The following is a 10,726-nucleotide window of genomic DNA, read 5'->3' on the forward strand; positions in this document are numbered from 1 at the left end:
ATTCCTCCTTAATAAGGCAACCTTATTAATATTTCCGTTCCTTTTCCCATCTCACTTACCCAATCTACTGACCCGCGAGCAGCTCTAGCACGGTCTTGCATACTCTGAATACCAATGGATGGTAGTCGTACATTTGAATCCATTTGGAATCCACCTCCTTCATCCTTTAAAACAAGCAGCACGTCCGAAGGTGTAACGGTTATAAACAATTCAGCTTCCTGTACACCTGCATGTTTTCGAACATTATTTAATCCTTCTTGCGCGATACGGAATAAAGTTTCTTCTGTTCGAGAAGGCAAGTTAATAACTCCTGATACATTTGCGTTTAACGACAATCCAAGCATTTCAGCATAGCCTTTAAGCCCTTCAATAAGTCCACTTTCCAACCCTTTTGGACGCAGCTGCCAAATAAGTGCGCGCATTTCAGTTAATGCTTCCTGCGTTAAATGTTGAATTTCACGAAACGTTGCTTTTACTTGTGGGTGTTCAGCCATTTCACTACCGCCTCGAGCAGTAAGCGTAACGGAGAATAAGAGTTGGTTCACCGAATCATGTAAATCACGTGCTAATCGATTGCGTTCTTGCACTAGCGCCATTTCTTGTTCTTGTTTTGTTAACAAGATGCGCTTTATTGCTGAGCCCATTTGAAATGCCACTGACTCTAACAATGCTAGTTCATCGTCTGTAAACCCAACTGTATATGGGGACGCCACATTTAACAGGCCAAATCTTTCTTGACCAGATTGTAGCGCTACAGTTGCGTGATGTGTAATGCCTCCATAGTCACCAACCTTTGAATCGATTGCACTTTCAATCCGCTGACATTCAATTATATTCGTTGCTTTTTTAAGTTCCCCACTGCGGTACTTAGATACACACCAACATCCGCCTTTTTGAAGTTGATGACAACTACCATCTTCAAGTGCAGTAGGGAGATTTTCGTAGGCAAGTAATTGATGCTTTCCTTTTATATCAATAAAGAAAATCCAGCCTGTTTCAAACTGAGTACCTGCTAAGAATTTTCGTAATGCGCCCTGCAGCATAGGTATCATTTCAGTTTCTTCATTCAACAACTCGGCGATTTCTTTCAATAACCCGATGTTTGAAAACTCTTTTGAATGCATAACAGTTCCTCCATCTTACCTATCATTATATCTTCTATCATACCACTCGTTTTCATGCATTCGCATGAGAGATAGTTCATACTTTTGAATGACATGCTAATTTCTAAAGGGTTCTCCATAAATTAAATGTCGTGTAAGCCCGCTAAATTTTATGTGTTTTTTAAATTCAACCAGTATTTTCTAAATTTTCTTTAATCAGTATTGATTACACTTGTTATAGATCAGCGATTTTCCCTTTGTTAAAAACAAAAAACCGTCCGCGCTAACCATATAGGCTAGTGCAGACGGTTTAATTAAAGTTCTAATATCAAGAATATCCCAATAATTTCATAATACTCAATATCAGCGTTCCAACAATTCCGAAGTCGGAATCACCGAATGTAGTTCCTTGGAATCCAATATCACCAAGCAAGACGAGCAGGATTGCTGGAATGAAACTGATGATCAACCCATTTGCAAAAGCCCCGAACATCGCGCCTCTTCGCCCGCCGGTAATATTTCCAAAGACCCCTGCAGCCGCTCCTGTGAAGAAGTGAGGAACCAAACCAGGGACGATGACGCTTAATCCTAGCACTGGAAGGAAGAACATCGACAATAGTCCAGCCAAAAAGCTAAAAAGAAAACCTATGATTACTGCATTTGGTGCAAAAGGAAAAATTGTCGGGCAGTCGAGTGCCGGTTTTGTATTCGGCACCAATTTATCCGCCACCCCTTGGAAAGCGGGAACAATTTCCGCAATTAACATACGTACACCTGCAAGAATTATGTATACTCCCGCGGCAAATGTGATAGCTTGGATGAATGAAAATACCAGGAAGTTTGAACCGCCGGATAGATTCTCTTCAATAAACCCTTGACCTGCGAATAAAGCAACTACTAAAAAGAACAATGTCATCGTAAGAGAAACCGCTACAGAGGTATCTCTTAAAAAGCCTAATGATTTCGGTACTTTAATTTGTTCGGTCGTGTGTTCTTTATTGCCGAACCATTTACCGACTTTAGCTGAAACAAAATAGCCGATTGAACCGAAATGCCCAATCGCGAAATCATCGCTGCCGGTAATTTCGCGAACATATGGCTGAAGAAGCGCTGGAAACAAAACCATGAATGAGCCAAGCAGGAATGATCCAACTAGGATTAGCATAGGACCTTCAAGACCGCCAACAGATAATGTTACAGCTAAAAGACAAGCCATGAATAAGGTATGGTGCCCTGTCAAGAAAATGTACTTGAACGGTGTAATGCGCGCCAAGATGATGTTAGTAATCATCCCGAACACCATGATCAAAGCTGTTGATGTGCCGAACTCGCTTTGGGCGGCAGCGACAATCGCTTCATTATTAGGAATTACGCCTTGAACATTAAATGCATGGTCGAACATTTTTCCGAAAACATCCAATGAGCCAATCAGGACCGTTGCTCCTGCCCCGATGATCAAGAAGCCCATCACTGTTTTCATTGTACCGGATACCACTTCGGCGCTAGATTTGCGCTGTAATAATAAACCGACAAGAGCGAACAGTCCAATCAAAATGGCCGGCGTTCCTAATATGTCATTCATAATTAGTTCTAACACAGTAATTTCCCCCTTTTCGAGTGGCTTAAGTCAGATGCGGTTCTAACTTTGATTTGATTTCTGGAATGCTCATCATATTCTCCAGCGTAACAATCGTTCGGCTGCCGTTATCCAGTTGCCCCATAATATCTGCCGCTCCAATAAATACATCTGCTTGTTCCGATTTTGCAGAAGTAAGGTCTGTATGATCCACGACTGCCGTCTTGCCTAGTTCTTTCAATGCTTTTTTTACATTCAATTCCATAATAAAGCTACTTCCTAAACCATTTCCACATACCACCATGATTTTCATTCTGTTTCCTCCTTAGAATAGTTATGGATTAACTCCATAAGTTTTGTTTTGTCAGTTGTCTGTATCATATGTTCGATATTAGCCGGTTCGTTTAACAAATTCGTCAGCTGAATCAGAGCGCGCAAATGGGATTCACTGTCAACAGCAGCCAGAACAATGATTAATCGGACTGGTTTATCGGCTGCAAAATCCACCGCTTCGTCCAACTTCAGCAAACTCATAGAAAGCGACCGGACTCCTTGTTCAGGACGCGCGTGTGGAATCGCCACTCCCGGCGTGATGACCACATACGGTCCGTTTGCTTCGATTGATTCGATCATTGCGTTAACATAGCCCTCTTCGATAGTTCCCAGTTCAACAAGCGGCTGGGCAGCCAATTGGATGGCTTCATGCCATGTAGCAGCTTTAGGTTTGATTTGAATCGTTTGTTGATTGAGTAATTCTTCTAACACCGGTTTTTCTACCTCCTTTAATGTATACGTGCTGGTTTTGGATGGTTTATTGTACAAGGCGGTCTGAAGCGCTTGCTCCAATTGATCTTGTTCATGGATCGTCGCATATTTTGAAATCACTTTCACCAATGCGTTGACGTCTGCACTTTGCATGGTATAGCCGTATAATTCCTGCATGACTTGCTGGTTCAATTTATGCTTGTCACGTCCTTCTAAAATAGGTGGCACTACGAACAACGTCGCATCCGTCCTCATATTGACTGAGGAGAAAACCAGATCGTAGGAAAGCGGATATTCCGCAGCGTCACGGACCGACAACACATCCAAAAACAGGATGTTCGGGAATAATTCCCGCAGCGTAAAGTTCAAAATATTGCTAACCCCTACTCCGTGAGGACAGACCACAATCGCCCGTTTCCGCTCATTCAAAGTTGTTCCCTGCTTTTGTAGCCATCCCCCAAAATAAATGGTGAAGTATGCTGCCTCATCTTCCGGAATATCGTATCCAATCTCTTGCTCTAGGACCCTAAGGGACTTTTTAGTCAGATGGTGAAGTTCAGTATAGATTTTCTGAATGCGCTCCTTTAAAGGGTTAACTTGAGGCAGACCGTATTTGATACGATAATACGCTGGTTTAAAATGTACGTTTAATTGCGTGCACAATTGTACTTTATTATGCAAATGCACGAATGTGAGACGCTCGAACTCCTCAGCTACTTGCTGCATCAAACTGTGAAATACCTGATTCTCGCTTAAAGGTGAGAGATCTTTAATACGGTTCATGCTGACAATATGCAAAGTCGCATAGAGCTTTTCTGTTTCGCTCCAGCGAGATTGAAACGCATCAGTGGCAATCATTTGATCAATCAGCTTATATTCTTTCACATTGACGAATGGTTTCCAGCTCGGATCATCCTGCAAGACTTCCCCTTTTCCAATTAATTGATCAGTAGAAAAGAACAGATACGCCAATTCATTTAATCTTTCGTCAGTGAAGGCAATTCCGAGATTCTTCTCGATTTTCTCTAGTTCAGATTGGATCGCTTCAATCTGCTGTTCATGCTCTCCCCATATACATTGCACAATAACTTCACAGTTCTGGCTATTCAAAACATCACGAACAAGCTGCTCGACAACATACCTTTTAATACGCGAATTGCCTTCTACCAAATAACCTTCTTGTTTTGAATAATGGATTTTCAGCTCTTGTTGCTTCGCTTTTGCTTTAAGGCGCTGCAAATCAATCAATACGGTACTGCGCGACAATCCGGTCATTGACTGAAAATGATAGACAGACAGTTCTTCTTTACTAAGCAGAACCATGAGAAAAAATACTTTTTCCCTGTCTTTCTCAGAAAAGACATATGTCCGCTTTGTCAGCTTGACATTCATTTCTTCTTTAATCTCGTCGATTAGAAAATAGCCTGCGTCCCTTTTATATTGAACGGGTTGATAATGGTGAAATTCAAGCCAGTCGTTCGCTTTTCCCAGACTGTATTGAATCTGTCTGCGTGTTAGCCCGGTTTGTTCTTCAATTTCAGCCATTGTTGGAATGGACGAATGTTGTAATAGTTTCAGCAAAGCAGCGCTTCTTTCATCTATGAACATCCTGTTATCCTCCTTGTATTTACGATACCTTATCTATTTAAAGAAATACATTGTTTCTCAGCCCCATTATTGTTGTCAAGTCTGCACAACACTATACTGTACATGTAAAATAGTCGAAATAAAAAGAAATGTCAGATACATCCGACACTTCTTTTTAATTACGTCCTAAATAAGCCAACATATCGTGCCTATTGACCTCTTGTATCTCTCTTCTAAACTCATTGCCCTTTTGTTTCCACATTTCTAATCACCACATAAAATAAAACCCCATTAGCACGTTCACTAATAGGGTCCATTTTTACAAACTGAAACGTTTTTCCATTTCAGCTGTGAATTGCAATTTAATCATATTGAGTTTTTCTTTGCTATCAGCTTCAGTAGCACTTGTCACACCAATATAATATTTAATCTTTGGTTCAGTACCACTTGGACGGACACAAACCCAAGAACCATCTACTAAGAAATATTTCATTACATTAGCTTGAGGCAAAATCATTTTTTCATCATTGCGATTATCCACAAAACTACGTGTTTGCGTTAAATAATCTTCTTGCGATGAAATCGCTATGCCGGCAATTTCTGTTAAGGGTTGACTACGTAAATTGGTAAGAAGACTTTGAATATCACGTGCTCCGTCTGCCCCTTTTTTCGTAACCGAAACTAACCCTTCAAAATAGTAACCATGGCGTTCATATAAGTCATGCAAGACATTTAGTAATGTCTTCCCTTGCGCCTTATAAAAAGAAGCAGCTTCTGTGATGGCTAAAATAGCTTGGATAGCATCTTTATCGCGTACAAACGGTTTAATTAAATAACCGTAGCTTTCTTCGTAACCAAATAGAAACTCGTATTCTTTCGATTGTTCATATTGTTGAATTTTTTCACCGATAAATTTGAAACCAGTTAACACATCTTCGCTTGATACCCCGTGAAACTCTGCAATCACTCGTCCTAAATCAGACGTTACGATTGTTTTGAATACTCGACCATTTTTTGGCAATTGCTGTTTTTCTTTTAATTGCGTCAGTAAATATTCAATTAATATGGCACCAGTTTGGTTTCCGGTTAAAAGTACATAGTCGGCACCTTTTTGAACAGCCACACCTACGCGGTCTCCATCTGGATCTGCTGTAATTAATATATCTGCTGCTGTTTCTTTTCCTTGTTTCTTCGCTAACTCAAAGGCACCTGCTTCTTCTGGATTAGGTGATTTCAGCGTTGGAAATTCACCGTTTGGCTCCATTTGTTCTTCAACATAGGTGAAATTAGTGTAGCCTGTTCTAGTCATTAACTCACGAATAGTAGAACCTGATGCTCCATGGAGTGGAGAGAAAACGGCAGTTACGTTTTCTTTTCCCGACGTTTCACCATGAAATTGAATGGATTCAACGAGTTCAAGATAAGCTTTATCTAATCTACTCCCAATTACTTGAATCATTCCAGATTGCACTAATTCTTCATAATTTCCTGCTTCTATAGCTAATTCATTGCCTACTCGTTGAACATACGAAATAACGGATTCAGCATCTTCTAAATTAAGCTGTGAACCATCTTGCCCGTATACTTTATATCCGTTATATTCAGGCGGGTTATGACTCGCCGTAACTACAATCCCCATATATGCGCCAAGTTCTCGCACGCTATATGATAGTTGTGGTGTGGTGCGAGGTACTTCATATACATATGCCTGAATACCATTTCTCGCAAATGTACTCGCTGCTTCTTGTGTAAACTCTAGTGATTTCCTGCGACTATCAAATGCGATAACAATTCCTTTTTTCATCGCTTCAAGTCCAGCCGCTTTTACGTAATCCGCCACGCCTTGCGAAGCTTTGCGAACCGTATATGTATTCATACGGTTCGTTCCGGCACCAATTTCTCCGCGCATTCCACCTGTACCAAATTCTAATTCTTTATAAAATGCATCTTCCAACCTTTTTTCATCTTGGGAGATCTCAGAAAGTTGCTCTTTCAATTCAGGTTCAAGATTATCGAACACTAACCATTTTTCGACAGTTTGTTGATAGCTCATATCTGTTCCTCCAATTGAAAAGATGGAATCGCACTCCTACTTAGAAAAGCTTAATGCACCAATTCGCGCTTGTAGCTAGACATTATAGAAACGCAGCACACTTCTCATCCTTTTTTATATTCGATTCGATATATATCATGACGACGGTCTTTCAACTGTTTTACTGTACCGTCTTGTCGTTGACGACGTAAGATTTCTAAATCTACATCTCCAATTAACACCATTTCTAAGTTAAGGCTCGTTTCACCAACAATGCCATCACGCGCAAATTCAAAGTCAGAAGGTGCATAAATACCAGACTGTGCATATTGAATGTCCATATTTTCAGTTTGTGGCAAGTTTCCAACTGTTCCTGAAATAACCGTATAAATTTGATTTTCAACAGCACGAGCTTGTGCACAATATTTCACTCGCAAGAATCCTTGTCGATCTTCTGTACAGAAAGGAACGAAAATAATATTTGCGCCCATATCAGTAGCAATACGTGCAACTTCAGGGAACTCTATATCGTAACAAATTTGGATGGCAATTTTTCCGCAATCTGTATCAAAGACACGTACTGAATCCCCTGCACTAATGCCCCACCACTTGCGTTCATTTGGAGTGATGTGCATTTTATATTGTTTCTCTATCGAACCATCACGGCGGAATAAGTAGGCAATGTTGTAAATCTCATCATTTTCTTCTTTTACAAAATGGGATCCGCCAATAATATTAACGTTATAGCGAACAGCTAAATCGGTAAAGAGCTCAATGTATTGAGGTGTGTATTCAGTCAAACGTCGAATGGCGCGACTCGGAGATGGCTCATTCAAGAATGACATCAGTTGAGTAGTGAAAATTTCCGGGAACACCACAAAGTCAGAATGGGCATCGGAAGCTACGTCAACGAAATACTCACATTGGTTTGCTAAATCATCAAACGATTCAATTGCACGCATCATGTATTGAACAACACAAATTCGTACGGGATAACTCGTTTTAAAGTGACGTTTGGACATCGGTTTATAGTCGACGTTATTCCATTCCATCAAGGTAGCGTATTTGCCTGAGGCAGTATCATCAGGTAAATAGTTAGGGTTAATACGCATCAGCGTAAAGCCATTCATAATTTGGAACGTTAACACGGGATCATAAATTTTATGTCTTGATACTGCGTCTACATACTCACGTGGTAACATCTCTTTCGAGTGTTTGTGATAATTTGGAATACGTCCACCAATAATGATAGATTTCAAATTAAACTGACGTGCTATTTCTTTGCGTGCCTCATACAAACGTTGACCGACTTTCATGCGTCGGTATTCTGGATGCACCATTACTTCGATGCCGTACATATTGTATCCTTCTGGATTATGATTCGTTATATAGCCATCATCCGTTACATCTGACCAAGAATGACGATCATCATATTCATCAAAATTTATGATTAAACTTGAACAAGAACCTATAATAATGCCATCCAGTTCTGCTACAAGCTGACCTTCTGGGAAAATACTTAAGTGACTGCGCAATTGTTCTACTTTCCATGGATCCATTCCTGGGAAACAAAGTCTTTGCATGGCTAACATAGGCTCTATATCTTCTATCGTCGTTTGTCTAATTACCATGCTTACTTCAAATTGTGATAAATCGAATTCCTCTGACATATGGTATCGTCTCCTTCTAAAAGCTATCTATTTCATTATATAAGACTTTCGACTCCGTTGAAAATATTTTACTTGTAGGATGCTAAGAATTATACTTTACTATGAGTTTACCCTCACAAGAGGAGATTGGAACATGTCTAAAAAATCAGAAAACATATTATTGATTATGTGGGTCGTTTCATTAACAGCCACAATTGGTTCCCTATTCTTTTCAGAAGTTAGGGGCTACGAACCATGCCAGCTATGCTGGATACAACGAATCTTTATGTATCCGTTGGTTCTTATTATAGGAATTGCCTTTGTCCAGAAAAATGCTAAAATTGCCGTAACAACCGCAATTTTTTCCATTATTGGTGCTGCAATTTCTATGTATCATTATGGTTTACAAAAAGTAAGCTTTTTGTCTGAAAATGCACCAGCCTGTGAGCGCGTGTCATGCACAGGTGAATACATTAACATCTTCGGCTTCATTACCATCCCGTTTTTAGCACTAACTGCATTTGTTCTAATTACTGTTACAAGCTTCATGTTATTAAAAGCTTCAAAGGAGGAAAAGTAAAATGAAAAAATTATTAATTATCGGTGGTATCATTGTAGCAGTTTTCGCATTGATTATTGTCCTGAATAATATGTCCAATAACAATAAATTAGCGGACAATCCATACGGCACGAACGATTTGGAACAAGAAACAATTGACCAATTAGACGATGAAAACTATCAAAACATCATTCTACCTGATGACTTGCAAGCAAAAGTAGAAAGTGGAGAGCCTGTAACAGCTTACTTCTTTAGCCCTACTTGTGTACATTGTAAAGCTATGACTCCTGTGTTAATGCCAGTAGTAGCAGATATGGACGTTGATATCTTCCAATACAATGTCTTAGAATTTGATCAGGGTTGGGAAGATTATGCGATTAAAGCAACGCCGACTATGATTCATTTTGAAGATGGTAAAGAAGTTTCACGCATGGTTGGAAATCAGCCTGAAGAAAATATTAAAACATTTTTCAACGATGTTGTATTAAAATAGAAGATAACGTAGACCATGTCATCGTACATGGTCTATTTTTAGGAGGAATATAAATGATTACAACTTTTCATTATGCATTGCAACAAGATAATATTACAATCGAAGAACTTCTCCGTGACAATTTCCACATCGGCAAGAAAATCATGCACGAAATGCGCATGGCTAAAAGTATTTTGAATGAAAGCGGAGAACCTGTAGTTTGGCAACATCATTTTCCAATAGGTACTAAACTTACATTCAATATAAACGTCGAGCCTTCTTCTTATGTGGCTACTGACATTTGCGAAGTTCCTATCTTGTTTGAAGATGCTCATGTACTCGTAGTTTCAAAACCTGCAGATATGTTAACACATCCAAACGAACCCGGACAAACTGGTACATGTATGAATCATGTCATGGCCTATGTAAATAAACAAGGTGGCGTATATGCAGAACACGTCCACCGTCTCGATCAAGGAACGAAAGGATTAGTATTAATTGCGAAACATCCACTAATCAAATCCATGTTAGATCGTATGCTTGAAGAGAAAAAAATCATTCGCACGTATGAAGCGATTGTAGACGGCTATATGACACAAAAAAGCGGATCTATTCGAACGTCTATTGGTACAGACCGTCATGATTCTGCACGTCGCGCTGTATCTCCATCTGGGCAAACAGCGATTACCCATTTTGAAGTGGTGGGACAAGATTCCAACTTCACTAAAGTAAATGTAATTTTAGAAACTGGACGTACACATCAAATTCGGGTTCACTTTAGCTCAATAGGTCATCCAATTACTGGTGACAGAATGTACGGATCGAGAACGAGAGCAGACAACTATTCCCTTCAAGCCAAGAAATTGCAATTTGTTCATCCGATTACGAAAGAAATGATTGTGGTAGAAGATTACAAATAAAGATTTATTACTTAAATAAAAAAGAGATTCCTGAGTCAATTTTGAACTGAACCCCGAATAGTG

The 10,726-nt window shown here is 39.7% G+C and carries 9 protein-coding genes; 3 read left to right on the forward strand and 6 right to left on the reverse strand.

Annotated features, from left to right (window positions below; all coding sequences use genetic code 11):
- Window positions 1-8: 8 nt before the first annotated feature.
- The 6 genes from C406_RS0103840 to C406_RS0103865 form a co-directional block, all read right to left on the reverse strand.
- Window positions 9-1,124, reverse strand: coding sequence for a GAF domain-containing sensor histidine kinase (locus C406_RS0103840; RefSeq protein WP_017379272.1), 1,116 nt, complete (start codon window positions 1,122-1,124; stop codon window positions 9-11).
- Window positions 1,125-1,431: 307 nt separating this feature from the next.
- Window positions 1,432-2,700 carry a PTS ascorbate transporter subunit IIC gene (locus tag C406_RS0103845; protein ID WP_017379273.1) on the reverse strand — a complete coding sequence of 423 codons (1,269 nt, stop codon included), beginning with the start codon at window positions 2,698-2,700 and terminating at the stop codon, window positions 1,432-1,434.
- A gap of 25 nt (window positions 2,701-2,725) precedes the next feature.
- Window positions 2,726-2,992, reverse strand: coding sequence for a PTS sugar transporter subunit IIB (locus C406_RS0103850; protein WP_017379274.1), 267 nt, complete (start codon window positions 2,990-2,992; stop codon window positions 2,726-2,728).
- Window positions 2,989-5,052: a BglG family transcription antiterminator gene (locus C406_RS0103855; protein ID WP_017379275.1), complete on the reverse strand. Its 2,064-nt coding sequence runs from the start codon at window positions 5,050-5,052 to the stop codon at window positions 2,989-2,991. Before C406_RS0103855 ends, C406_RS0103850 begins: the two co-directional genes overlap by 4 nt.
- 298 nt (window positions 5,053-5,350) lie before the next feature.
- Window positions 5,351-7,084: a phospho-sugar mutase gene (locus C406_RS0103860; protein ID WP_017379276.1), complete on the reverse strand. Its 1,734-nt coding sequence runs from the start codon at window positions 7,082-7,084 to the stop codon at window positions 5,351-5,353.
- A gap of 104 nt (window positions 7,085-7,188) precedes the next feature.
- On the reverse strand, window positions 7,189-8,733 hold the full coding sequence (locus tag C406_RS0103865) for a carbon-nitrogen hydrolase family protein (protein ID WP_017379277.1): 1,545 nt from the start codon (window positions 8,731-8,733) through the stop codon (window positions 7,189-7,191).
- A 133-nt stretch (window positions 8,734-8,866) separates the two neighbouring features.
- Between C406_RS0103865 and C406_RS0103870 the strand changes: the two genes are divergently transcribed.
- The 3 genes from C406_RS0103870 to C406_RS0103880 are packed head-to-tail and all read left to right on the forward strand — an operon-like array spanning window position 8,867 to window position 10,663.
- Window positions 8,867-9,292, forward strand: coding sequence for a disulfide oxidoreductase (locus tag C406_RS0103870; RefSeq protein WP_017379278.1), 426 nt, complete (start codon window positions 8,867-8,869; stop codon window positions 9,290-9,292).
- A gap of 1 nt (window position 9,293) precedes the next feature.
- The gene (locus C406_RS0103875) at window positions 9,294-9,764 is read left to right on the forward strand and encodes a thioredoxin family protein (RefSeq protein WP_017379279.1); all 471 of its coding nucleotides are present in this window, start codon (window positions 9,294-9,296) and stop codon (window positions 9,762-9,764) included.
- 53 nt (window positions 9,765-9,817) lie between these two features.
- Entirely contained in the window at window positions 9,818-10,663 is an 846-nt protein-coding gene (locus C406_RS0103880; RefSeq protein WP_017379280.1) for an RluA family pseudouridine synthase, read from the forward strand.
- Window positions 10,664-10,726 lie beyond the last annotated feature (63 nt).

It is taken from the genome of Paenisporosarcina sp. TG-14 (assembly GCF_000297555.1).
GTDB lineage: Bacteria > Bacillota > Bacilli > Bacillales_A > Planococcaceae > Paenisporosarcina > Paenisporosarcina antarctica.